Origin of the sequence: Candidatus Halobonum tyrrellensis G22 (genome assembly GCF_000495475.1) — an archaeon.
GTDB lineage: Archaea > Halobacteriota > Halobacteria > Halobacteriales > Haloferacaceae > Halobonum > Halobonum tyrrellense.
Window position 1 is genome coordinate 19452 of the sequence record NZ_ASGZ01000008.1, and the last position, 24399, is coordinate 43850.

Annotated in this window: 22 protein-coding genes; 8 read left to right on the plus strand and 14 right to left on the minus strand. The window is 71.4% G+C overall.

Going from position 1 to position 24399, the window contains the following annotated elements; all coding sequences use genetic code 11:
• Positions 1–1752: an archaellar assembly protein FlaJ gene (gene flaJ / locus K933_RS03115; protein ID WP_023393229.1), complete on the plus strand. Its 1752-nt coding sequence runs from the start codon at positions 1–3 to the stop codon at positions 1750–1752.
• 141 nt (positions 1753–1893) lie between these two features.
• Here flaJ and K933_RS03120 read toward each other — a convergent pair whose 3' ends face one another.
• From K933_RS03120 to K933_RS03130, 3 genes are all read right to left on the minus strand, one after another.
• Positions 1894–3756, minus strand: a complete 1863-nt coding sequence (locus K933_RS03120) for a carbon starvation CstA family protein (protein ID WP_023393230.1) — start codon at positions 3754–3756, stop codon at positions 1894–1896.
• Between the two features lie 187 nt (positions 3757–3943).
• Positions 3944–4906, minus strand: a complete 963-nt coding sequence (locus K933_RS03125; protein ID WP_049947554.1) for an ArsA family ATPase — start codon at positions 4904–4906, stop codon at positions 3944–3946.
• Positions 4907–4926: 20 nt separating this feature from the next.
• Positions 4927–5205 (minus strand): hypothetical protein, encoded by a 279-nt coding sequence (locus tag K933_RS03130; protein ID WP_049947563.1) that lies wholly within the window; start codon positions 5203–5205, stop codon positions 4927–4929.
• 261 nt (positions 5206–5466) lie between these two features.
• On the opposite strand from K933_RS03130, the gene K933_RS03135 reads away from it, so the two are divergent.
• Both K933_RS03135 and K933_RS03140 read left to right on the plus strand, forming a co-directional pair.
• Positions 5467–6795, plus strand: a complete 1329-nt coding sequence (locus K933_RS03135; protein WP_023393233.1) for a CobW family GTP-binding protein — start codon at positions 5467–5469, stop codon at positions 6793–6795.
• Positions 6796–6834: 39 nt separating this feature from the next.
• Complete coding sequence (locus K933_RS03140) at positions 6835–7050, plus strand: hypothetical protein (RefSeq protein WP_023393234.1); 216 nt, start codon at positions 6835–6837, stop codon at positions 7048–7050.
• A gap of 22 nt (positions 7051–7072) precedes the next feature.
• On the opposite strand, the gene K933_RS03145 is transcribed toward K933_RS03140, so the two are convergent.
• The 4 genes from K933_RS03145 to K933_RS03160 all read right to left on the minus strand — a co-directional run bounded on the left by K933_RS03145 (position 7073) and on the right by K933_RS03160 (position 12263).
• Positions 7073–7675, minus strand: a complete 603-nt coding sequence (locus tag K933_RS03145; RefSeq protein ID WP_023393235.1) for a hypothetical protein — start codon at positions 7673–7675, stop codon at positions 7073–7075.
• Positions 7676–7678: 3 nt separating this feature from the next.
• A complete protein-coding gene (gene glyS, locus K933_RS03150; protein ID WP_023393236.1) occupies positions 7679–9511 on the minus strand; it encodes a glycine--tRNA ligase in 1833 nt (610 codons plus the stop codon).
• A 173-nt stretch (positions 9512–9684) separates the two neighbouring features.
• Positions 9685–11163 (minus strand): hypothetical protein, encoded by a 1479-nt coding sequence (locus K933_RS03155; RefSeq protein WP_023393237.1) that lies wholly within the window; start codon positions 11161–11163, stop codon positions 9685–9687.
• Between the two features lie 245 nt (positions 11164–11408).
• Positions 11409–12263: a CBS domain-containing protein gene (locus tag K933_RS03160; protein WP_023393238.1), complete on the minus strand. Its 855-nt coding sequence runs from the start codon at positions 12261–12263 to the stop codon at positions 11409–11411.
• A 152-nt stretch (positions 12264–12415) separates the two neighbouring features.
• Here K933_RS03160 and K933_RS18575 point away from each other — a divergent pair, with 152 nt between their 5' ends.
• Positions 12416–12559 carry a DUF7556 family protein gene (locus K933_RS18575; RefSeq protein ID WP_200862278.1) on the plus strand — a complete coding sequence of 48 codons (144 nt, stop codon included), beginning with the start codon at positions 12416–12418 and terminating at the stop codon, positions 12557–12559.
• 165 nt (positions 12560–12724) lie between these two features.
• Here the strand turns inward: K933_RS18575 and K933_RS03165 are convergent, their stop codons facing one another.
• The gene (locus K933_RS03165; protein ID WP_023393240.1) at positions 12725–12976 is read right to left on the minus strand and encodes a hypothetical protein; all 252 of its coding nucleotides are present in this window, start codon (positions 12974–12976) and stop codon (positions 12725–12727) included.
• A gap of 126 nt (positions 12977–13102) precedes the next feature.
• Positions 13103–14743 (minus strand): methyl-accepting chemotaxis protein, encoded by a 1641-nt coding sequence (locus tag K933_RS03170; protein ID WP_023393241.1) that lies wholly within the window; start codon positions 14741–14743, stop codon positions 13103–13105.
• Between the two features lie 118 nt (positions 14744–14861).
• Here K933_RS03170 and K933_RS03175 point away from each other — a divergent pair, with 118 nt between their 5' ends.
• Entirely contained in the window at positions 14862–16706 is a 1845-nt protein-coding gene (locus K933_RS03175; protein ID WP_023393242.1) for an excinuclease ABC subunit C, read from the plus strand.
• Between the two features lie 57 nt (positions 16707–16763).
• On the plus strand, positions 16764–17024 hold the full coding sequence (locus K933_RS03180; protein ID WP_023393243.1) for a hypothetical protein: 261 nt from the start codon (positions 16764–16766) through the stop codon (positions 17022–17024).
• 29 nt (positions 17025–17053) lie between these two features.
• Here the strand turns inward: K933_RS03180 and K933_RS03185 are convergent, their stop codons facing one another.
• Positions 17054–17953 carry a CPBP family intramembrane glutamic endopeptidase gene (locus K933_RS03185; RefSeq protein WP_023393244.1) on the minus strand — a complete coding sequence of 300 codons (900 nt, stop codon included), beginning with the start codon at positions 17951–17953 and terminating at the stop codon, positions 17054–17056.
• A 103-nt stretch (positions 17954–18056) separates the two neighbouring features.
• Positions 18057–18971 carry a malate dehydrogenase gene (mdh, locus tag K933_RS03190; protein ID WP_023393245.1) on the minus strand — a complete coding sequence of 305 codons (915 nt, stop codon included), beginning with the start codon at positions 18969–18971 and terminating at the stop codon, positions 18057–18059.
• Between the two features lie 185 nt (positions 18972–19156).
• Between mdh and upp the strand changes: the two genes are divergently transcribed.
• Positions 19157–19834 carry a uracil phosphoribosyltransferase gene (gene upp / locus K933_RS03195; protein ID WP_023393246.1) on the plus strand — a complete coding sequence of 226 codons (678 nt, stop codon included), beginning with the start codon at positions 19157–19159 and terminating at the stop codon, positions 19832–19834.
• A 129-nt stretch (positions 19835–19963) separates the two neighbouring features.
• On the plus strand, positions 19964–20167 hold the full coding sequence (locus tag K933_RS03200; RefSeq protein WP_023393247.1) for a DUF7569 family protein: 204 nt from the start codon (positions 19964–19966) through the stop codon (positions 20165–20167).
• A 6-nt stretch (positions 20168–20173) separates the two neighbouring features.
• On the opposite strand, the gene K933_RS03205 is transcribed toward K933_RS03200, so the two are convergent.
• The 3 genes from K933_RS03205 to K933_RS03215 all read right to left on the minus strand — a co-directional run bounded on the left by K933_RS03205 (position 20174) and on the right by K933_RS03215 (position 24382).
• Positions 20174–22423 (minus strand): S9 family peptidase, encoded by a 2250-nt coding sequence (locus tag K933_RS03205; protein WP_023393248.1) that lies wholly within the window; start codon positions 22421–22423, stop codon positions 20174–20176.
• A gap of 57 nt (positions 22424–22480) precedes the next feature.
• Positions 22481–23620: an NAD(P)/FAD-dependent oxidoreductase gene (locus K933_RS03210; RefSeq protein ID WP_023393249.1), complete on the minus strand. Its 1140-nt coding sequence runs from the start codon at positions 23618–23620 to the stop codon at positions 22481–22483.
• A 93-nt stretch (positions 23621–23713) separates the two neighbouring features.
• Positions 23714–24382 carry an IMPACT family protein gene (locus K933_RS03215; RefSeq protein ID WP_023393250.1) on the minus strand — a complete coding sequence of 223 codons (669 nt, stop codon included), beginning with the start codon at positions 24380–24382 and terminating at the stop codon, positions 23714–23716.
• Between the last annotated feature and the right edge of the window lie 17 nt (positions 24383–24399).

Below are 24399 nucleotides of genomic sequence, written 5' to 3' on the forward strand. Positions count from 1 at the left end.
ATGAGCACCGACACCTCGGGCGGGAGTTCGGGGCTGTTCCCCGAGTCGCTACTCGAGTTCGCGGCGTCGCTGTCCGACTCGTACGACGCGCTCGAGATGTCGAAACGGAAGTACGTCGGCTACGTGCTCGTGCCGGCGTCCGGCTTCCTCCTGCTCACGCTCGCGGCGGCGGTCGCGCTCCCGTTTGACCTGTCGGTCCGGCTCCCCATCCCGCTGCTCGGCTTGCTCGCGTTCGGGACGGCCGTGATATACCCGAAGATCTACCTCAACAGCCGGCAGGCGGCCATCGAGAACCAACTCCACCTCGTGATGACCCACCTGACGGTGCTTTCGACCACCAACATCGACCGGATGCAGGTGTTCCGCACGCTCGCGAGCGAGGAGGAGTACGGCGCCGCCGCGGAGGAACTCGGTCGGGTTGTCCACCTCGTCGACACGTGGAACCAGTCGCTCGACGACGCGCTCCGCCGCCGCGCGAAGGAGGTTCCCTCGGACGCGATGTCGGACTTCTTCGACCGCCTGGGCTACACCATCGGCGCGGGCCAGTCGCTCGACGACTTCCTGCTGTCGGAGCAGGACGCGGTGATCCAGAACTACATCACGGTGTACGAGGGCGCGCTGGCGAACCTGGAGGTGATGAAGGACCTCTACATGTCGATGATCCTCTCGATGACGTTCGCGCTGGTGTTCGCCATCGTCCTCCCGATCCTCACGGGGAACGACCCGACGCTCACCGTCGCGGCGGTCATCGTGATGTTCATGCTGGTCCAACTCGGCTTCTACGTCGTCATCCGCGCGATGGCGCCGTACGACCCGCTGTGGTTCCACTCCGAGCGGGGCGCCCCCTCCGACGCCCGCCTGTGGGGGAGCCTGATCGTCGGCGTCGCGCTCACGTTCGCGCTCATCGCCGTCGTCGGCGCCGGCCTGTTCGGCTACGGTCCCGGGCTTCCGGGACTGCTGTTCTTCCTCGACGACGTGCCGCTCCCGCTGTACCTCTGCGTGCCCGTCACGCCGCTCACCATCACGGGCGTCGTCCTCCGTATCGAAGAGCGCAACATCGTCGAACGCGACGGTGAGTTCCCGTCGTTCATCCGTGCGCTCGGCGCCGCCGAGAGCGCGAAGCAGTCGACGACCGGCGACGTGTTGATCACGCTCCACCAGAAGGACTTCGGCGCGCTGTCGGCGGATATCACCCGTCTGTACCGCCGGCTCAACGTACGGATCGACCCCGGACAGGCGTGGTACACGTTCGCGACCGACACCCGGTCGTACCTCATCCAGAAGTTCTCCGACATGTACCTCGAAGGCCGGGCGATGGGCGGCCGGCCCAAGCAGTTGGGCGAACTCATCTCGACCAACATGACGACGGTGATGCAGCTACGCGAGCAGCGACAGCAGGCGACGACGACGATGATCGGCCTGTTGTACGGGATCACCTCCGCGTCGGCGTTCGCGTTCTTCATCGGCCTGCAGGTCGTCCAGATCCTCGCCGACCTCTCCAACCAGTTCAACCTCACCGGCGCCGGCGGCATCGGCCAGATCATCTACGCGGGCGTCTACGACATCCCGCTGATCGAGTACCTCCTGTTGCTCGTCATCCTGTTCAACGCGCTGCTGTCGTCGGTGATGATCCGCACCATCGACGGCGGCAACAAGGCGAACGCCTACCTCCACTTCGTGTTGATGACGTGGCTCGGCTGTCTCGTCTCGATACTCACGAAGATACTCGTCAGCAACATCCTCTCGATCTGAGCGGGTGCGACCCGCGCGAACGGGGAGAGGGAACACGGACCGGTCGACGACCGCGTCGGGCCGGGCCGACGCGGGTCGACTCCGCCGCCGTGACGCGGCCGCCGACCGCCGCGAGCGTCCCGAGTCGGACGGCGCCCGGGGTCAGTCGTCGGTCCCGTCGGTGCCGCCGTCGGTGGTGATCCCGCCGCCGCTGCGCGAGCGGGCGTGCTGGATGTTCTCGTAGCCGATCCGGACGAGCGCGAGCGCGATGCCGATCAGCAGGAACGCGACGAGCACCTGGACGGCCGACGACAGCATCGCGGCGAGCGTGGCGCCGCCCTCGCCCCAGCCGCCCTGGACGAACTTGACGTAGACGTTGTCGTGGAGCGCGACCCAGCCCAGCCCCAGCACGGTGATGAGCGTCATCACGGCCATCGGCACGCCCGTCGAGATCAGCTGTTTCGACTCGTCCCAGTTGGCGAGCCACACCGTCCCCGTGAGGAGCGCGAGCGCCGCGAGCAACTGGTTCGCGCCGCCGAACAGCTGCCACAGCGTGAGCCACGACCCCGAGGTGACGAGGACGTACGCGGGCACCGTCTGGATCGCGGCGTTGCCGTAGCGGTTGGCGGCGAACGCCTGCGTCGACGTCTCGGGCGTGCCGACGATCTCCTCCATCATGTAGCGGCCGAGCCGGACCGCGGTGTCGGTGGAGGTCAACAGGAAGCTCACCAGCACCAGCGCCATGAACGGCGCGCCGTACCGCGCGGGGATGCCGAAGCTCGTGAGGATGATCCCCCCGCCGGTCGCGAAGTTGGGGAGCGCGACGCCGATCCCGCCGGCGGGGTCGAGACTCGCCGCCGAGACGGCGAGCGTACACAGCGCGACGATCGCGAGCAGCCCCTCGCCGAGCATGCCGCCGTAGCCGATGGCGCGCGCGTCCGTCTCGCGGTTCAGCTGTTTTGCGGTCGTCCCCGACGAGACGAGCGAGTGAAAGCCCGAGATGGTGCCACAGGCGATGGTGATGAACAGAAGCGGGAACAGCGGCGACACCCCGGTGACGCCCCAGAAGCCGTTGAACGCCGACAGGTGCGTGGTCAGCTCCGTCGTCGGCGTCGGGGTGACGCCGAGCCACATCCCGCCGACGGTGCCGACGATGATCGCCAGCAGCGTGCCGCCGACGCCCGCGTACAGCAGGAACGACGAGAGGTAGTCGCGCGGCTGGAGCAGCATCCACACCGGCAGCGCCGACGCGAGCGCGCCGTACACCATGATGATCGGCACCCACGCGGCGGTGTTCGCGCCGAGACTCGACGCGCCGGGGAGCCACCCGCCGCCCGAGAACAGCACGATGGTGCCCGCGGGGTACGACGCGTCCGCGGCCGCGGGGAACAGCGCGAGCGGGTACCAGATACCGACGAACACCGTCACGAACACCGCGGTGACGAACGCGACGGTCCCGGGGATGAACGGCAGGTCGAGTTGGTAGAGGTAGATACCGAACAGGAACGCCAGCGCGATGTAGAGGAAGCTCGTCGTCGCCGCCTGCGGGAACGCGTCGAACACGATGGCGACCACCAGCGCGAACACCGCCACCACGAGGATGATGGTGAGGAACGCGAACCACAGCAGCATGTTCTTCCCCCGGTCGCCGACGTACTCGCCGATGATGTAGCCGATCGACTTCCCCTCGTGCCGCAGGCTCGACGACAGCGAGACGAAGTCGTGGACCGCGCCCATCAGCGGGTTGCCGATCGCGATCCACAGCAGCGCGGGCACCCACCCCCACACGACACCGGCGGTGATCGGACCCACGATCGGCGCGCCGCCCGCGATGCTGGAGTAGTGGTGTCCGAGCAGCACGGGTTTCTTCGCCGGGACGTACTCCTGGCCGTCCTCGTACTTGTGGGCGGGCGTCTCGGCCGACTCGTCGAGTTCGACGAACCGGGCGAGATACCGCGAGTAGCTCAGATACCCCACCGTGAACAGTACCAGCACCGCCAACACGAGCCACATGATTGCCACCATTACTATCGGCCTCACGGCCGGCTGGGGTAGTAGATATAAAAACGTTAACGATTCTGGGCGGTTGTTCGGGCGTGATTCGCCGTTTCCCGGGTAGTAGCTCGCCGCACGCGAGACGATCTGCTTCCTTTTCGAAAACGAATTACCGAACGAATAAGCCGAGTTGCGAACTCGCGCGTCGCGCGCGGTCTCACGCCGGCCGGCCGACGCCGACGTCGAGTTCGGCCGCGACGTCGTCGAGCAGGTCGCCCTTCACCTCCTCGACCCGGGTCTCGACCGACGCGACCACCGGCTGGTCGAACCCCTCGCGGAGTTCGCGGAGGCGGTCGCGCTCGGTGTCGACGCGCGCGCGGAGGTAGCGCGCGCCCCGGCCCTCCTCGTGGGGTTCGGGTTCGGGCGTGAGGCGGTTGACCGCCAGCCCCCGGACCGAGAGCCCGCGGTCGGCCAGCCCCTCGACCGCCCGGCGCGTCTCGCGGAGCGACAGTTCGTCGGGGGTGACGACGAGGAAGAACGCCGCCTCCTCGCGGAGCGTCTCGCCGGCGTACTCGAAGAACGCCTTCCGCTCGCGCAGGCGGGCGAGGATCGGGTCGCCGTCCATCACCCGGCGGGGTTCGTTGTTGCCGACGGCCGCCTTCTCGTAGAGGTCGATCGCCCGTTCGCGCTTGCGCGTCAACCGGTCGATCCAGCCTTCGAGGAACTCCGGGAGGCCCAGGAGGCGCAGGGTGCCGCCGGTGGGTGCGGTGTCGAACACCACGCGGTCGAACCCGTCGGCGCTCTGCATCACGTCGACGAACCGGTCGAACAGCGCGGCCTCGTACGCGCCGGGGGTCTGGTGGGCCATCTCGATCTGACGGTCTATCTCGTTGACCATCGCGGCGCTCACCTGGTCGCCGAGCGCGCGCTTCGTCTCCATCAGGTGGTGTTCGACCTCCTCGTCGGGGTCTATCTCCATCGCCCACAGGCGGTCGCGCCCCTCGATTGCCGCGGGGTCGTCGCCGAACTGCTGGTCGAACACGTCGGAGGTGGAGTGGGCGGGGTCCGTCGAGACGACGAGCGTGTCCAGCCCCGCGGCGGCGCTCTTGACGCCGTACGCCGACGCCATCGTGGTCTTGCCCACGCCGCCCTTGCCGCCGAAGAAGACGAACTTCTCCATCGGCGTCCGGTCGGTGTCGCTCAAAAGTGGTACTGCTGGCCCTTGCGTTCGAGCAGCGACCCGCGGTCCCACATCCGCCGCTCCCAGGCGTCCAACTCCTCGTCGAGGTACGGCAGGAGTTCGGCGGTGTAGTACGAGACGGGCGAGGGGACCCCGAAGGCGTCGGGGAAACACGCCAGCATGAACGTGTCCTCGACGTCTTCGGCCTCCTTCTCGATCTTCTCGTACGCCGGGTGGGTCACCAGCCCGTGGTACAGCCCCGCGGCCCACTCGCGGAGGGCCGCGAGCAGGCGGTCGATCCGCTCCGCGAGCGGCGACTCCCCGTCGTCGGACCCGCCGGACCCGCGCGGCCCGTCCGTCCCGTCGGACGCGCTGTCGGTCGCGGCCGGCTTCCCAGCCCCGGCACCGCCGGTCTCCCGAGCGTCCTCGCCCATATCGTCGTGTGTGTGCCGCTGTCGCGGATAAACGTGTCGTCGCGCTCGGTCGCCCCGCTGGCGCCCCGACGCCCCGACGCCCGCCGAGCGGCCGGGCTAAGTAGCTCGGACCGCTACCCGCACGGCATGACCCCCGGACGCGGCCTCGGCGGCGGTCCCGGCTCCGACCCCGACTCCCGCGCCGACACCGGCCGCGCGCGTGGCGGCGACCGCATCCCCGTGACGGTGCTGTCGGGCGGACTCGGCGCCGGCAAGACCACGCTCGTCAACCACCTGCTCGCGAACGCGGGCGACCGCGATATTGCGGTGCTCGTCAACGACGTGGGCGCGGTCAACGTCGACTTCGACCTGGTCTCCAGTTCGGACCTCCCGGCGGTCGGCGTCGCGGAACTGTCGAACGGCTGTATCTGCTGTGAACTCCGCGACGACCTCGAACGCGCGGTCGTCCAACTCGCCGACGGGAGGGCGTTCGACCGCCTCGTCGTCGAGCCGTCGGGGATCAGCGACCCCGCGCCCGTCGTGCGGCAGTTCGCGGCCGGTCCCGCGGCGGCGCGCTACCGCGTGGAGGCGGTCGTGACGGTGCTCGACACGCCGCGCTTCCTCGACGCGGTCGGCGGCGAGGGGGGCGCGCCCGAACCCCGACGCTCGGCGGACGCCGACGCCGACGGCGTCGACCGCCCGCTGTCGGACCTGCTGGTCTCGCAGGTGGAGACCGCGGACGTGGTCCTGTGTAACAAAGCGGACCTCTGTTCGGCCGACGACCTCGCGGAGGCGGAGGCGCTCGTCGGCGCACTCGCCCCGCGTGCGGACCGCCTCCGGACGGAACACGCCGCCGCGCCGGTCGACCGCCTCCTCGGCGTCGACCCGTGCGGAGCGGAGGGCGACCGCTCGGCGCCGGGGCACGACGCACGCGTCCACGACCGCGTGTACGACGACCCGGCGGGCGCAGACGAGCACTCGGCGGATGCGCACGTCCACCCCGAGGAGGCGTACGGCGTCACCTCGTTCGTCTACCGCGCGCGCCGGCCGTTCGACCCCGGCCGGTTCGCGGCGTTCGCGCGCGACCTGCCCGACTCGGTGGTCCGCTCGAAGGGGGTGTGTCACGTCGCCCGCGCGGGCGCGAAACTCCGATACAGCCAGGCCGGCCCCTCGGTTCGGGTGGAGTCGGCCGGCCCGTGGGTCGCCGACCGCCCCGCGGCGGACCGCGACCTCTACCGGGCGAACCGCGGCGACGCCGACTGGGACGACGCGTGGGGCGACCGCCGCACGGAACTCGTCTTCGTCGGCGTCGGCGCCGACGAGGCGGCGCTCCGGGCGGCGCTCGACGACTGTCTCGCCCGCGAGGACGAACTCGTGAGCGCCGGTGCGGACGGGGGCGAACTCGACGGCGCCGACGGGTCGGCCGACCCGTTCCCCACCGCGGCGGGCGAGGTGGCGACGCTCCGCGAGCCGTGACCGGCGGAACCAAGTGCTCGCTCGCCGTCTCGACGCCCGATGGCCGACGACTCCGCGGGGTCGGAGGGGTTCGACGCCGCCGACTCCGACGGCGACCCGCGCGTGCTGTTCGCGATGAACGTCGTCCTCTCGTCGGCGTTCGCCGCCGTCGTCGTCTGGGGGCTGTCGTTCCTCGGTATCGCGGCGTTCTCGTTCGTCAACGTCGCCACGCTCGCGGCCCTGCTGGTCGCGGCGACGTACCTCGTGACGCGGTGACCCGGACCCGACGCGCGGCGCGTCAGGCGGCGACGCCCGCGAGCGCGTACACGAGCGTCATCCCCGCGCCCGCGACCGGCGGGATGGTGAGGTTGTCGTCGACGACGTACCCGGCGATCACCGGTTTGAGTCCGTCGGCGGCCGTCGCTCCCAGCGCGCCCGCGGCGGCGGCGGCGACCGCGACGGGGGTGGCGTGGCCCGCGGTGAACGGGACCGCGAGTCCGAAACAGACCAGAAACATCACCGCGAGCACGCCGAGTTCCTTCGCGGTGCCCGCGTCGTTCGACCCGAGGTAGCCCGAGATTGGGTCGCCGATGGAGAGCATCAACATCGCGGGCACCGCGACCGGCGGCGCGAACGCGAACGCCGCGACGGTGAACGCCACCATGAACAGCGCGTAGCCCGCGACGTTGGTCGCCTCGTAGCTCCGGGTCAGCCGGTCGTACACCCAGTGGTCCAGTCCGACCACGAGCCGCAGGAACTCCAGGAGGAACACCAGCCCGGTCAGCGCCAACAGGAGGTACCGTAGCTGCCGCCACGCGACGACGCCGAGCAGGTACGACGCCGGCAGCACCGTCCCCGACGCGTGGACGGCGCGCCGGGCGAGTTCACCGTCACCCCCCACGGCTCAGTCGACCCGTTCGTACGCCTCGCTCACCGCGTCGAACGCCGTCTCGCCCGCTCGCAGCGACGCTAGCGTCTCCGCGAGCGCCGAGGCGGGCAGCCGCACCTGCGCGGTCGTGTCGCGGTCGCGCAGCGTCACCGTCGGCTCGCCGTCGCCCTCGACGCCGTCGCGGTCGACCGTGACGCAGAACGGCGTGCCCACCTCGTCCTGCCGGCGGTAGCGCCGACCGATCGAGCCGGAGTCGTCGTACGTCACCGACAGGCCGGCGTCGCGGAGGTCCGACACCACCCCGTCTGCGACCTCCAGCAACCGGTCGTCGTTCGACACCAGCGGGAACACCGCGGCGTGCGTCGGCGCGAGTTCGGGGTCGAGCGCGAGGTACGTCCGCTCCTCGTCGTCGACGGTGTCGGTCTCGTAGGCGTGGTCGATCAGCGTGTAGACGATCCGGTCGATGCCGAACGACGGCTCGACCACGTGCGGGGTGACGTGCTCGCCGTTCTCGGTCACCTCCTCGACCGAGAAGTTCGCGGTGTCGGTCGCCACCGCGTGCTCCTCGCCGTCGACTTCGACGGTCACCTCCTCGGCGTCGAACGCGTCGGGGTCGCGCTCCGCGAGCGTCTCGAGCGCCTCGGCCACGTCGCCGGCCGCACCGCCGAACTCGGGACCGAGCGTCGCCATGTCGGGGTCGACCGTCGGCCGCTCGACGGTTCGGGGCTCGTCGTACTGTTTGAACACGGTGAACGACTCGCCGCTGTGGTCGGCGTGTTTCGAGAGGTCGTAGTCGCCCCGGTAGGCGAAACCGGTGATCTCGATCCAGTCGCCGTCCACTTCGCTCTCGGCGTCCCAGCAGTCGGCGGCGTAGTGGGCGAGTTCGCCCGGGAGGTGCTGGCGGTAGCGGAACCGGTCGGGGTCGACGCCCACCCGCTCGTACCAGCCCTGCGCGACGCCGAGGTAGTAGCCCACCCACGGCGAGCCGATGGTGCCGTCCTCGACCGCCTCGCCGACCGTCGTGGTGTACGCCTCGCCGTCGTCGTCGGCCTGCGCCTCTGCGGAGTAGAGCGTGACCTCCACGTCCTCGACCTCCTCGAGCGGCGGTTCGTCCGTCTCGGGGTCGATGAACTGCTCCAACTCCGCCTGCGTGAACTCCCGCACCCGGATGAGGCCCTTCCGCGGCGATATCTCGTTGCGGTACGCCGGCCCGATCTGGGTGACGCCGAACGGCAACTGGTTGCGCGCGTACTCCTTCAGCCGGGGGAACTCCACGAAGATGCCCTGCGCCGTCTCCGGGCGGAGGTAGCCCGCCTGACCGGAGCCGGGACCGATGCTCGTCTCGAACATCAGGTTGAACTCCTCGACGGGTTCGTCCGACAGCGGCGCGTCACACGTCGGACACCGGACGTCGTGTTCGCGCAACAGCTCCTCCACCTCGGGGATCGGGAGCGCCTCGGCGTCCTCGATGTCGGTGGCGTCCTCGATCAGGTGGTCCGCGCGGTGGGAGGTGCCACACTCGGGGCACTCGACGAGCATGTCGTCGAAGCCGTCGAGGTGACCCGACGCCTCGAACACCGCCTCGGGCATGACCGTGGGCGCCTCTATCTCGTAGTTGCCCTGCCTGACGGTGAACCGGTCGCGCCACGCGGATTCGAGGTTGTCCTTGAGCGACGCGCCCTGCGGGCCGTAGGTGTAGAAGCCCGCGACGCCGCCGTACGCGCCGCTGGCGCCGAAGAAGAAGCCGCGCCGCTTGGCGAGTTCGGTGATCGCCTCGCTCCGGTCGCGGTCGGTCGCCGCGGGCGTCGGCGCGCCCGCCTCGGGGTCGCTCTCGCCCTGTTCGCTCATCGGTCCCACCGCCGTCGGCCGCCGTCGGGGGTGCCCGGTTCCCGGTGTCGAGTCATGCCCGCCAGTATCCACACGACGCTGTTAAGCGCACCGACACCGCGCGGACGGCTCCCACGCGGCTCACGCGGACCGGACGGCGCGCGACGACGCGCACCGCGCGCGTCGCTCCCCGTTCACCGCCGCTGCGAGCGTCGCCGCGCCGCCTCCCCGTCCCCGGCCGGCCGGCCCGTGGACTCGCGTCGGAACACCGGCGTCCCGGGGTTGCCGGTGTCGGCGTACCCCGCCAGCCGGAGCGAGAAGACGAGGTCCGCCAGCCCGCACCACTCCTGGTCGAGCAGCGGGTCGCCGTCGGCGGTGTAGTCGGCGCCCGCCTCGTCGAGGGCGTCGAGCGCCACCGACTCCTCGGCGTCCTCGACCGCCCGGCGGAGCGCCGGCCGCCGCGGCCGTTCGTAGCGGTCGACCTTCTCGGCGACCCGCCACACCATGTCGTCGTGGGTGACCCGTCCGGCGCGTTCGGGGCTGCGCACCTGCCGGACGTGTTCGACCAGCCGGCGGTTGAGCGCGACCGCCGTCTCCCAGTTGTCGACCACCCAGCGTGCCTTCGCCCCCAGGTCGTCGACGGGTGCGACCAGCGGGTAGTCCTCGGGGACGCAGTCGTAGATCCACGGCTCGTCGCGTAAGACGAGCACCTGGCCGCTCGCGGCCTGTTCGAACCACGTCCGCGCGAGCGTGTCGTACTCGGTCGCACAGACGGTGATGTCGCCGGTCGCCAGCGTCTCCTCGTAGAGCGCGCGCGACGCCTCCGAGTGGGCCCGCACCCACGGCAGTTTCGCGTACTCCTCGGGCACGCCGCCCATGCTGGTGATCACCGTCCGGATGCCGTACTCCTCGTGGAGCAACTCCGCGACGGCCATCACCACGTCCTGTCGCTTCTTCTCCCACCCCGACCCGGCGACGTGGAACACCCGGGGTTCGTCGCTGTAGCGCTCGTTGAACCGCTCGAAGTCGATGGGGCTGTTGGTGAGCACCGACCGGTCGAGCGCCTCCTCGATCAGGCTCTCGGGCATCACTCGCCGCGCGAACATCGGGAGTTCGTCGCGGTCGAGTTTGGCCTTGAACCACATCCCGTCGGCGAGCACCGCCTCGACCGCTTCGAGCAGGCGGTGGTAGTCGAACCGGTGGCCGTCGTCAGGGTACTTGAACGGCAGCATCAGGTCGTGGACGTTCACCACGATGTCGAACGGGTTCACCTGGTCCGCGCGGTGACCCGAGAGGTGCAACAGCCACTTGTAGAGGTCCGTCCGGCCGTTGCGGTACTGGTCGACGACCACGTCGACGTAGCCCAACTCGTCGTAGATGCGCCGTCGGAGTTCGCGCAGTTGGTCCGCCGAGTAGCCGCTCTCGGTGAACAGGTAGCGCTCCGAGGAGTCGTGCATCAGCGGGTCCGCCTCCACGAGCGTCACCCGGTCGCGGTCGGCGAACACGTCGGGCCGCTCGTAGTTGGCGTCGCCGCGGTGGGGCAACAGCCAGTAGACGTGGAGCGTGTCGTCGATCCGGAGCCACTGCTCGACCCACGTCACCGCGTCGTTGAGCGTGGCGTTCGCGCTGGCTTCCTCCGGCCGGTACAGTTCCGGGACGAGAAGTACGCGCATCCGTGTCTACTCGGACTCCTCGGGGGACGCTCTTGAGCGGTCCGGTGCGTCTCCCGACCGGGCGTATCCGGGACACCCGTCGGCCGCCACGCCGCACCCACGCCGCACTCAGCGGGCAACCACCGCGTGAAAACCCTCCACGACTCCGCTGGTTCCGGCCGGCCGCCCGGCTCCGTCCGGCTCCCCCCGCCACGGTCCTCACGCGAGGCGGCGGGCGCGCGGTCGAACGGGCTACCGAGCCGCGACTACAGCGCCGCGACCACGTGGACGTCGCGGACGATGCCCGCGACGTCGCCGCCGGTCACCAGCGGCACCTGCTCGATGTCGTTCGAGATCATCTCCTGGGCGACCTCGGTGACCGACCGGGTCTTCGAGACGGTGACCACCTCCTCGGTCATGAACTCGGAGACGGGTTCGACCGGGATCTCGACGTTCCGGGTCGGGATGTACGCGCTCCCGACGCCCTTGATCCCCTCCCACTTCCAGTCGTCGTCCTCGTCGGCGATCGAGTCGCCGGTGTCGTCGGCGCCCTCGACGACGCGCGCGACGTCGACGATGTCCACCTCGGTCACCATCCCCGCCATCCCCTCCTCGTCGAGGGCGATGGCGTACGGGACGCGCGCGAAGTAGAGTTGTCGCTCGGTCACGGTCAGGGGCGTGCCGACGTACACCGTGTTCACCTCGTCGCCCGCGACGTCGCCGCAGGTCGCATCCACCTCCACCTTCCCGTGTGCGATCGCGTCGATCACGTCGGTCACGGTGATGATCCCCGCCAGTCGGTCGCCGTTTTCGGCTTCGACCACCGGGATCCGGCGGGTGCCCTCGCCGAGCATGATCTGGGCGGCGTCCCGGAGGTGGGTGTCGGGCGTCACCGTCGCCACCTCGCGCATCAGGATCGCCAACTGGTCCTCGTCGGGCTGTTCGATGAGGTCGTCGCGCGACACCAGCCCGCGGTACGTCTCGTCGTCACCCTCGCCTTTGACCACGGGCACCGACGAGAAGCGGTGCTCCTGGAGATACGCGAGCACGTCGTCCCGACCGCCCGGGAGCGACACTGTCACGAGGTCGGCCCGGGGCGTCATCGCGTCGACTACGTTCATACGGCCGCGTATCGAGTCGCCACCTCTTGTAAACTGCGACCCGCGGCGGCCGCTCGCGCGCCGACGCGGCCGACTCCGCGCGTCGTTCCCCGACCCTCAGGTTTGAGAACTAATGCGACGGCTTTATTCGTTGTTGGCAACACGTGCAGTATATGGGAGAAGAGTGTACGGAACCGGACGTGATGGCGTCGATCGACGAGGGAACCTCGGAGTTCGTCATCGCCGACATCGCGTGCGATGACGCGTGGCTGTCGGTCCGGTCGGGCGACGCGCCGGTGCTCGAAAACTGGTGTTGAGCTGACCGGTTCGCGCCCGCCCCGTGCCCGCCCGCCGCCGACCACGGTCGGCTGTCCCGTTCCCGTTCTTCCCGTTCCGCTCCGTTTCCCACTCCGCTCCGTTCTTCGCGTCGCCTCCCCGCCGAGCGTGCGCCGTGACCGCCACCCGGGGAGCGCCCCGGCCGCTCACACCTCGTCGTCCGGGCCGTGCCGGTCGGCCATCCGCGACGCCTCGGCGGCGTAGCGCTCGCGCGTCTCCGCGTCCGTCACCGCCTCGGCGTCGTCGCCGTCGCGTTCGACCGCGGCGGTCGCGGGGTTCCGGCTCAGCAGTTCGACCGACGCCTGCCGGCGGTACCGCCGCTCGCCGTCCGGGGTGGCGTACACGAGCGTGACGGTCTGTCGGGTGTCGTACTCGCGTTCGACCAGCCAGAGTCGCATGCCGGCGGCTACGCGGGTGGGGTGGAAAAAGCCGTCCTCCGCTCGCGGTTCGGGTCCGGGGCGGGTTGGTCGGTCCGCGGTGGGCGCGCTCCGATCTGGGCGCCGTCGATCCGGTCGCCTCCCCGACTACTCGGGGCGGGCGCCGCCGTCGGCGCGTGCCGCCCCGGTCTCGCGGTCCTCGCGGAGTTCGGACACCCGCGCGGAGAGCCCCTCGATCGCGTCGGTCTGTTCGTCGGTCGCGGCGACGATGCGGTCCGCGGCGCCCTCGGTCTCCTCGGCGCGTCCGCGCACGTCCTCGATGGTGGCGGTGAGTTCCTCCACCGTGGCGGCCTGGTCGTCGGTCGCGCGCGACACCTCGCCGATGCCGTCGGCCGCCTCGTCGATGGCGGCGGCGATGTCGTCGAACGCCGCGAGCACGTCGTCGATCTGGTCGGCGGCGTGGTCGATCTGCTGGTGGCTCTCCTCGGCGGCGATCACCGTCGAGTCGGTCTGCGTCTGGAGTTGGTCGATGTTCTCGGTGATCTGTTCGGTGTGCTGGCGGGTCTCGTCGGCGAGCGTCTTGACCTCCTCGGCGACGACTGCGAACCCGTCGCCGTCCTTGCCCGCGCGGGCGGCCTCGATGTTGGCGTTCAGGGCCAGGAGGTTGGTCTGTTCGGCCACGTCGGAGATGACCTCCACGACCGCCTCGATGTCGTCCATCCGCTCGCCGAGGTCGGTGACCGACGTGACGAGCTCCTCGCCGATCTCGGTCACATCGGCGGTCGCCTCGCTGGCGTCCTCGGAGGCGTCGAGGCCCTCGTTTGCGGCCTCGCGCGCCTGCTCGGCGGCGGCGTCGACCTGTTCTGCGGTCGCGGCCACCTCCTCCATCGACGCCGAGAACGTCTGCATCTCCGAGACCCCCTCGGTGAGCAGTTCGTTCTGCTCGCCGACGTTCTCGGCGATATCCTCGGCGGCGTCGACGGCGTCGTCGACGGCCGTCTTCAGCCGGGCGGTCTGTTCGTCGACGCCCGCGGCGGTGTCCTCGAAGTTGGCGGCCACCCGGTTGAGACCGTCCGTCATCCCCTCGGTCAGCCGCTCGTCGAGTACGTCGTGTTCGTCGTCGAACGACGCGCGCGCGCTCAGGTCGCCCGCCACCAGCGATTCGAGGGTCTCGTGGAGTTCGTCCGAGAACGCCCGGATCGACTCCTCGTTGAGCACCGACTCGGTGCGGTCCTCCACCGTCTCGACCGCCCCGACGAGGTCGTCGCCCTCGTACAGCGGCGTCGCCGTGTACGAGAGGTACCGCGTCTCTCCGTCGGGGCCGACTATCTCGCCCTCGTCGGCGTACCGCGAGAGCGCCTCGTCGTCGAGCGTCACGTCGTACTCGCGGTGGGCGGTCTCGGGGTGGGCGAGCACCCGTTCGGCGAGCGTCTCGCCCGCTCCGTCGCGCCGGCCGACCAGCGCACCCGGGTCAGCGTGTCCGACCGCCTCGGCGGCGTCGACGCCCGTGATCGCCGCCATCGCGGCGTTCCACGCGACCACCTCGCCGTCGGCGTCGAGCATGAACACCGCCGATCCTACCCCGTCGAGCAACACCCCGTCGTCGACGTTCAGCCCGTCCGCCTCGTTCGTCTCGTCACCGCGTTCGGCGTCCGCTCCACCGGGTCCGGCGGCCGGCCCCGCGTCCGTGTCGACAGTCTCGTTCACCGCGACCCCGCCGTCGGTGACGGCGTCGTCGGTCGCGTCGGCGGCGAACAGCGCCCGGATCCGGTCGGATAACGACAGCATACAGCCCTCCGCTCGGTCCGGCCCCGTTAACGTTGTCTCCCGCGAATCACGCGTGATACACGGACGCGCGCGGGCGGACGCGTCACCCTCAAGCGGTCGCGGCCCCTCCCTTCGGTCGATGGACGCGAGCGACGTCCGCGAGCGGGCGGCCGACCTGCCGCGCGAGCCGGGGGTCTACCTGTTCCACCGCGGCGAGGCGGTGTTGTACGTCGGGAAGGCGGTCGACCTCCGCGCGCGAGTGCCGTCGTACGCCGACCCGCGGTCCGGCCGCGTCGCCCGGATGGTCCGCCGCGCCGACCGCCTGGAGTTCGCGGTCACCGACACGGAGACGCAGGCGCTACTCCTGGAGGCGAACCTGATCAAGCGCCACCGGCCGCGGTTCAACGTCCGGCTGAAGGACGACAAGTCGTACCCGCTGGTCCAGTTGACCGACCACCCGGTGCCGCGCATCGAGGTGACGCGCGACCCCGAGGAGGGAGCGACCGTGTTCGGCCCGTACACCGACAAGGGCCGCGTCGAGACGGTGGTGAAGGCGCTCCGGGAGACGTACGGCCTGCGCGGCTGTTCGGACCACAAGTACACCGGGCGCGAGCGGCCGTGTCTCGACTACGAGATGGGGCTGTGTTCGGCGCCGTGTACCGGCGAGATAAGCGAGGAGGCGTACCGCGAGGACGTCGCGTCGGTCGTCCGCTTCTTCGAGGGCGAGACGGGCGCGCTCGCCGACCCGCTCGAACGCGCGATGGAGACCGCCGCCCAAGCGGAGGAGTTCGAGCGCGCGGCCAACCTCCGCGACAGACTCGAAGCCGTGGAGTCGTTCCACGGCGCGGGCGAGGAGGCGGTCGACGCCCGGACCGACGAGCGCGCGACGGACGTGCTCGGCGCCGCCGTCGAGGGCGAGTCGGCGGTCGTCGCGCGCCTCCACAGCGAGCGGGGGCAACTCGTCGACCGCTCGCGGCACACGCTCGACGCGCCCGCGGCCGGCGACGGCGTCGAGGCGGAGCCGACGGACGCGGACGACGGACCGACCGACGCGAGCGGCGGGAGCGACGCGGGCGCGGCGGCCGACGGCGACGTGACCGGCAGCCGGGTCGCGGAGGTGCTCGGCGCGTTCCTCGTCCAGTACTACGCCGAGCGGGAACTGCCCGACGCCGTGGTGCTTCCCGAGCGACCCACCGACGAGGACGTGCTCGACTGGCTGGCCGCCGAGGGGGTCGACGTGCGCGTCCCCGGCGCGGGCCGGGAGGCGAAACTGGTCGACCTCGCGTTGAAGAACGCCCGCCGCGGCCCGACCCGCGAGGACGCGACGGCGGCGCTCGGCGACGCGCTCTCGGGCGTGCTCGACGGCGCGCGGCCCGAGCGGGTCGAGGGGTTCGACGTGAGCCACGGGCAGGGGAAGCAGGTCGTCGGCTCGGACGTGACGTTCGTCGACGGCGCCGCCGAGAAGGCGGACTACCGGCGGAAGAAGCTCACCGACCGCAACGACGACTACGCGAACATGCGCGAACTCGTGCGCTGGCGGGCCGAACGCGCCGTCGAGGGCCGCGACGAGCGGCCGGACCCCGACCTCCTCCTGATCGACGGCGGCGAGGGCCAACTCGGCGCCGCCCGCGACGCGCTCGCCGAGACGGGCTGGGACGTGCCGGTCGTCGCGCTCGCCAAGGAGGAGGAACTCGTCGTCACGCCCGACGGGGTGTGCGACTGGCCGTCGGACGCCCCCCACCTCCACCTGCTCCAGCGGGTGCGCGACGAGGCCCACCGCTTTGCGGTCCAGTACCACCAGACGCTCCGGGACGACGTCTCGACGGTGCTCGACGACGTGCCCGGGATCGGTCCCGAGACGCGCCGCCGGCTGCTCCGCCGGTTCGGCTCGGTCGAGAACGTCCGCGCCGCCTCGAGGGCGGACCTGACCGACGTGTCGGGCGTCGGCGACGCCACCGCACGCACCATCGCCGAGCGGCTCTGACCCGCGGTCGGTCGGGCCGCGGGCGTTACACGGGTCGTGGCCGAACGCCTGACGTATATGGTAGGTTCACTCGCGTTCGGCGCGCTCGTCGGCGCGTTCCTCGACCCCTCACAGAAGGTGACGGCGGCGTTCCTCTCGTTCGCCTGTGGCGCGCTCGTGACCGTGCTGTCGTTCGAACTGTTCGAGCGCGCGGTCGCGCGCGGCGCGGTGGTCGCCTCCGTCGCCACCGAGGCGATGCCCGAGGCGTTCGGCGAGGGCGGCGACTACGTCGGGTTCACGACCGCGCTCGGCTTCCTGCTCACGTTCCTCCTGAAGTAGTCCGCCCGTCGTCCGTCCCGCGCTCCGTCTCACCCGCCGGCCGCGTCGAACGCGTCGCTCCGCGCGAGCAGGTACGCCGCGACGGCGACGAACGGCGCGACTCCGAGCAGTCCGACCGGGAGCGGACCGAGCAGGGGGTGCGGGTCGCCCCGGACGACGAACACGCCGACCCCGGCGGCGGCGTTGACCGCGCCGTGACCCAGCGTGGCGGGCCAGACGCTCCCCTCCCGCAGCGTCGCCCACGCGAACAGCACGCCGAGCGCGACGGTGAACGGGAGGAACGCGAGCAACCCGGTCCACGGGAACCCCGCGTAGCCGAAGCCGTACTCGTAGCCCATCGCGATCAGCGGCCAGTGCCAGACGCCCCAGACGACGCCCGACAGCAGGGCGGCGCGGCGGCCGCCCAGCGGGAGGAGTTTCGGCAGGAGGTACCCCCGCCAGCCGAACTCCTCGCCGAACGCGAACAGGCCGTTGATCAGGGGCGCGACGGTCACCGCGGCGACCACCTGTACCGCCGCGAGCGTGACCGGGTCCATCTCCACGCCCGCCGCCCCCAGGCCCTCGGCGTACGCGCGCATCGACGGGTCGAACGTGTCCGGGAAGACGGCGAAGAACGTCGCCGCGCCCAGAACCGTGAGGAGGAGCGGTCCGAGCCACACCGCGGCGTACACCCGGCGGTGCGCGCGGGGGTGCGGGCGGAGCCACAGGTCGTCCCACTCGCGGCCGAGCGCGCGGGCGGCGGCGGCGCCGACCGCCGGTCCGAACATGTACGTCGTCGGCACCAGCACGCCCGCGAGCGTCAGCGGGCCGACCACCGCGGGGCTGTCGGTCAGGCCGCCGGTCGCGTACAACAGCGCGGCCGTCCCCCACGAGACGCCGAACGCGACGGCGAGGAAGACGCCCAGTCGGCGGGTGTCGAGGTCGGTCATCCCGCGGTGGGTTCCCCGCGCGCGGACCTGAGGCTGTCGGTGGGCGCGGGAGGGAGGCGGGCCGACGGCGGACCGCGGAGGGGGAGGCGGAGCCGTCGGTCGCTCAGCCGATCTTGTCGTACTGGTCGCTCAGTTTCTCGGCCGCCTCGTCCATCAGTTCCGACTCGTAGTCGGTGAGGTCCCACTCGACGACCTCCTCGACGCCGTCGGAGCCGAGTTTGACCGGGACGCCGAAGGCGGTGTCCTCGTAGCCGTACTCGCCGTCGAGCAGGATGCTGCCCGGCAGCACCGCGCCCGTGTCGCGGACGATGGCCTCGACGGTGTGGGCGACGCCCGTCGCGGGGCCCCACTGGGTCGCGCCCTTCCGGGAGATGACGTCCATCGCGGACTCCTGGAGGTCTTCGAGGATCTCCTCGCGTTCGTCGTCGTCGAACTCGGGGTCGCGACCGTCGACGCGCACCTTCGAGAAGACTGGCACCTGCGCGTCGCCGTGTTCGCCGAGGATGGTCGCGTCGACGTTCTTGACCGGCGCGTCGAACCGGTCGGCGAGGACGTACCGGAAGCGCGCGGAGTCGAGGCGGCCGCCGAAGCCGATCACCTTGTGGCGGTCGCGCTCGCCCGACTCGTACAGGTGGCGGTTGAGCAGGTCGACCGGGTTCGACGTGGTGACGGAGACGAAGTCGTCGTTGTACTCCGCGAGCGACGAGCCGATGTCGTCCATGATCGGCGCGTTGTCGCCCGCGAGGTCGATCCGCGTCTGCCCCTCCTGCCGGGGGATGCCGGCGGTGATCACGACCACGTCCGACCCCTCGGTGTCCTCGTAGCCGCCCTGCCGGACCGTCGTGTTCGAGTCGTACGCGATGCCGTGGTTGGTGTCGGCCGCCTGTCCCACCGTCTTCTCCTCCATGTCCGGGATGTCGACGAAGACGAGTTCGTCCGCCACGTCCCGGAGCGCGAGGTTGTAGCCGGCCGCGGCCCCGACCGTCCCGGCCGCGCCGACGATGCTGATTTTCGTCATTCCACGTACATCGCCGCCCGAAATCCGGGTAAGCGTTTCGAATCCGACGATCGCGGGGGGCAGGCGTCGTATCTCGGTTCGACGGTCGTCGAACCCCGACGCGTGACGGCCCGCCGCCCCGGTCGCGTCCCGACCGCCGCGGATGAGGGGGTTTATACGGGCACGAGCGCGAACGCGACGTATACATGCCGATCGAGGAACGCGGCGACGCGCATCTCATCACCCACGCGCTCGCCAAGGACACCCTCTCGAAACTCCGGGACGTCGAGACCGAGCAGGTGGCGTTCCGGAAGGGACTCGTGAAACTCGGCCGCATCTGCGGCTACGAGGTGATCGACGGCTCGATGGAGACGGAGTTCGTCTCCATCGAGACCCCCCTCGCGGAGACCACCGGCGAACGGGTGAAGGGACTCGACGACGTCGTCATCGTCAACGTGCTCCGGGCGGCGACGCCGTTCGTGGAGGGGCTCTTGAAGGCGTTCCCCCGCGCGAAACAGGGCGTCATCTCCGCCGGCCGCAACGAGGAGGCCGGGATGGGCGACGACGGCACGTTCCCCATCGAGATCGACTACACCAAACTCCCCGACATCACCGAACGCGACACCGTCATCGTCGCCGACCCGATGCTCGCCACCGGGTCGACGATGTGTGCGGTGCTCGACCACGTGCTCTCGGAGGGCGCCGACCCCGAGCGGCTGATCGTGCTCTCGGCGGTGTCGGCGCCCGACGGCCTGCTCCGCGTGAGCGAGGCGTTCCCCGACACCGACCTGCTCACCGTCGCCATCGACGACCACCTCAACGAGGAGGGGTTCATCGTCCCCGGTCTCGGCGACGCGGGCGACCGCGCGTTCCGGACGACGTAGCCCCCCTCGCGCCGCCGCGCGACCGTGCGGCGGGGTGGCTCGCCCCCGCTCGGTCCCGCCGAGGTGCCGCGTACCCGCCGGCCGGGAGCCGAGGCAACGCCTATACCCGTGGGTTCCGGACTCCCGGACATGGCGGACTCCTGTGCGGCCTGCGGCGACCCGGTCACCGACGCGCTCGCGCGGGTCGTCCGGCTGTCGGTCGACCGGTCGAACGTGGACGAACAGCGGCTCTGTCCGGCCTGCTTCGCCGACTGGATCGACCGCTACGAGACCGAGATGGCCGCGGGCACGACCGCGAGCGTCGAGGGCGACGAGGACATCATCGTCGACTGACCCGGGCTATCTGACCTCGGGGTCCGTCTCGTCGTCGGCGGGGTCGGCCGTCAGGTCGGTCCCCTCGTCGTCGTCCCCGTTCTCGTCGTCGTCCCCCTCTTCCTCGCCCGCGCTCAGCCCGTCGTTCTCCGGCCGGTCGAGCGCTCTCCCCGCGTCGTGGTGGTCGCTGTAGCCGTCGAACCACCGCGCGATGCGCTCGATGCGGTCGACGACGTGGGCGGGTTCGCCCGACCGCGACAGTTCGTGTCCCTCCCGCGGGTAGCGCACTAGCCGGGTGTCAACGCGGTTCTTCCGGAGGATTCGGTGGAACAACTCCGCGGTGTTGGCCGGCGTGCGGTAGTCGTCGTCCGAGTGGAGCACCAGCGTCGGCGTCTCCACCCCGTCGGCGTGCGCGACCGGCGACTGCTCCCAGAGGAACGCCGGCTCCTCCGACGGCGTGGTGTCGTAGTCGCCCTCGACGAGTTTGTACGCCCCGTCGGTCGACCCGTAAAAGCCCGTCATGTCGTACACCCCGCGCTGTGAGACGGCCGCGCGGAAGTAGTCCGTCTGCCCGACCGTCCACGAGGTCATGTAGCCGCCGAACGACCCGCCGGTGAGGAACACGTTCGACTCGTCGACGTACTCGCGGTCGGCCACCGCCTCCACGCCGGCCAGCACGTCGGTGAGCGTGACGTCACCCCAGTCGCGTTCGATGGCGGCGGCGTACTCGGCGCCGTAGCCGGTCGACCCGCGGGGGTTCGACCAGAAGACGACGTACCCCCGCGCCGCGAGCGTCTGGAACTCGTGCCACATCGACCCGCTCGCCGTCCACATCGCGTGCGGGCCGCCGTGGACCTCCGCGACAAGCGGGTACTGCTCGGACTCCGCGGACTCCGTCCGCTCCGTCGATGCGCTTCGCGCATCGCTCTCGCCGAACCCGGGCGGCGTCAACACCCACCCCTCGACGGAACCCTGCTCGGACTCGAACTCCAGTTCCTCCGGCTCCCGTAGCTCGACCGAGTCGAGCAGGTCGGCGTTCAGGTCGGAGAGCCGGCGCTCCTCGGAGCCGTCGGCTCCGACGGCGGGGCCGTCCCCGTCTCGCCCGTGGGCGAGTACGTACACCTCGCCGGGGTGGTCCCACTCGCTCTTCGCGAGCGCCGTCGCCGACTCGCCGACGTCCGCGCCGGTCACGTCGCCGCCGCGGTACGCCCGCTCGGGCGCCGCGCTCGCGTCGCCGGGCGCGGCCCACAGCGCCGTCGCGCCCTCGTCGGGCGTCGCGAAGTACAGCGTCTCCTCGTCGGGTCCCCACTGCGGGCGCGCGCCGTAGCCGAGCGTGCGGTCCATCTCGGCGGTCACGTCGTGGGTCTCGTCGGCCGCGCGGTCGTACACGCGGAGTTCGGTCGGCTTGATGCTCGCCTGCTCCGCCTCGGTGAAGCTGTACGCGACCCGGTCGTCGGCGGTGACCGCGAGCGTCGTCCCCCACCCGGACGAGCGGTGGACGGTCTCGCTGTCGCCCGACTCGGTGTCGTACGCGACGATGTCGTAGCGCATGTCGTCGTCCGGGTCGTCGCCGACCTGCCGGGCGGTGTAGTACAGCGTCGACGCGTCGCCCCACGTCGGCGCAGCGTGGTCGTAGTCGGCGGTCGTGACCCGGGTGAGACCCGCGTCGTCCTCCTCGTCCGCGTCGGTCCCGCCCGTCCCCCCGTCGCCGGTCGCCGCCGCCACGTCGACGACGTACACCTGCGGGCGCGCCCCGTCGAAGTAGCGCTGGGCCGACCGGTACACCGTCCGGTCGATCACCCGGGGGTCGGGGTCGTCGGGTTCGTACCCGTCGGGCACGACCCGGTCGCGGTTCGCCTCGCGGTCCGCGTCGCTGACGCTCTGGACGAACGCGACCCGGCTGCCGTCCGGACTCCACGCGATAGCGGAGACGCCGCCGACCACGTTCGTCACCCGTTCGGCCTCGCCGCCGTCGAGCGGGAGCACCCACAGCTGTTGTGTGTCGTCCGCCTTCCCGCGCGTCGAGGTGAACGCCAGCCGGTCGCCCGACGGCGAGAACCGCGGTTCGGCGTCGCTCCCCTCCGCGAGCGTGAGCCGCCGCGGCGCCGCGCTCCCGTCGGTCGGCGCGACGTACACCGTCGACTCGTACTCGTCGTCGCCGTCCGGAACCGAGCGGACGAACGCGACCCGCTCGCCGTCCGGCGAGAGCCGCGGGTCGCTCGGCTTCGCGATGTCGTGGTAGTCGCTCGCCCGTATCCGGGCCGAGTCCGTGGACATACCGCGGGCGTCGGCGGGGCGCGGCAAAGCCGTTCGGGAGGCGGAACCCGCCCCCGCTCAGTCGAACCGCGCGGGGTCGAACGCCGAGGTGTCCGCGTCCGTCTCGACCCCGCGGACCCGCTCTGCGACCAGCCGACCGCTGTACGGGCCGAGCGTCAGCCCCGTCGGGCCGTGACCGGTCGCGAGGTACGCGCCCTCGACGCCGGGCACCTCCCCGAGCAGCGGCAGGCCGTCGCGCGAGAGCGGCCGCAGCCCCACCCGGACCTCCCGGGGGGTGCCGTCGGCGACGCCGGGTGCGATCCGGAGCGTTTCGCCGTACACGTCGTGGAGTCCCTCGACGGTGGCGTGGGGGGCGAACCCGGTGCCGTCCTCGCGGGTCGCGCCGACCGCGACGCGGCCGTCGGGCCACGAGACGAGGTACTTGTGTCTGAACGGGCTGACGATCGGCCAGTCGGCCGTGTCGGCGTCGACGTCGATGTGGACGATCTGTCCGCGCTGTGGCTCGACCGGCACCGCGAAGTCGAGCGTCGCTTCGAACGACCCCGACCACGCCCCGCCGGCGAGGACGGCGGCGTCGAACCCCCGCCAGTCGCCGTCGACGGCGACGCCCGTGACCGCGCTCTCCTCGATCCGGAGGTCGGCCACGTCCGCGCGCTCGACGGTCAGCCCCTCCCGCTCGCCCGCCTCCCGGAGCGCGGCCGCGAACCGCCGGCCGTCGACGCGCCCCCGGTCGCGGTAGCGCACCACCCGCTCGGCGTCGCCGAGCGGCGGGAACAGTTCGCGCGCCCGCTCGGGGGATATCTCCGCGAAACTGCCGGGCTCGGGGGCGCCGTACTCGTCGGCGCGGCGCTCGCTCCGCGCCTTCGCGCGCTCGAACGGGTCGAGTTCGTCGTCGTCGAACGCGACGCTCAGGAGGTCCGCCTCGGCGTAGCCGTGGTCGGTCGCGCCCGCTGCTTCGAGCGCGTCGACCAACTCGGGGTAGTAGTCGGCCGCGCGAACCCCGAGTTCGAACCACGCCTCCGAGTCGGTCTTGCTGCTGGTCGCCGCCGAGACGATGCCCGCGCCCGCGTCCGTCGCGCGTCCGTCGTCCTCGCGGTCGAACAGGGTCGTCTCGACGCCCGCGCGTGCGAGGTGGTAGGCGACCGACGACCCGACGATGCCGCCGCCGACCACGGCGACGCGTTCGTGTTCGCTCACGGCCGTCGGTGGGACCGGGGGGCCGTGAAACTACGCGCTCCGGTAGCCGACGCCGAGCGGGCCGGTCGGTCCGCGTCCGCTTCCGCGTCCCGCCTACTCGATGTCGACGCGGTCGCTGGTCGCGCTCCGGAGTCTATCGCGGAGGCCGTCCGCCTCGGCGACGGGGACGCGCGCGTCGAACGTCACCCGCTCGGCGTAGTCGGCGTCGAACTCGACGCCGGCGCTCTCCAAGACGCCGCGGACGGTGCCGGAGTCGTCGTAGGCGGTCCCGATACGAACCCGCTCGTGGGGCACCTCCTCGACGACGCCGGCGGCGTCGAGCCCCTCCTTGACCGCCCGCGAGTACGCCCGCGCCAGCCCGCCCACGCCGAGGTTGGTGCCGCCGTAGTAGCGTGTGACCACCGCGACGACGTTCCGCACGTCCTCCTGTTGGAGCACGTTCAGCGCGGGCTTGCCCGCCGAGCCGGTGGGCTCGCCGTCGTCGCTGGCGTACTCGCGGAGCATCGGCCCGGCGGAGCCGCCCGCCACCCCGCTCGGCCCGCCTTCGTCAGCCGACTCGCCCGCCGTCCGCCCCGGCGGCCCCGCGGGGACGCGGTAGGCGGGGACGTTGTGGGTCGCGTCGTCGTACTCCTCGCGGACGGCGGCGACGACCGACTCGGCGGCGTCGACGGTGTCGGCGGGCGCGAGGTGGCCGAGGAAGCGCGACCCGCGGACGGTGAACTCGGCGGACGCGCGGCCGGCGACCGTTCGGTACGGCTCCATGCCTCCGGGTTCGGCCG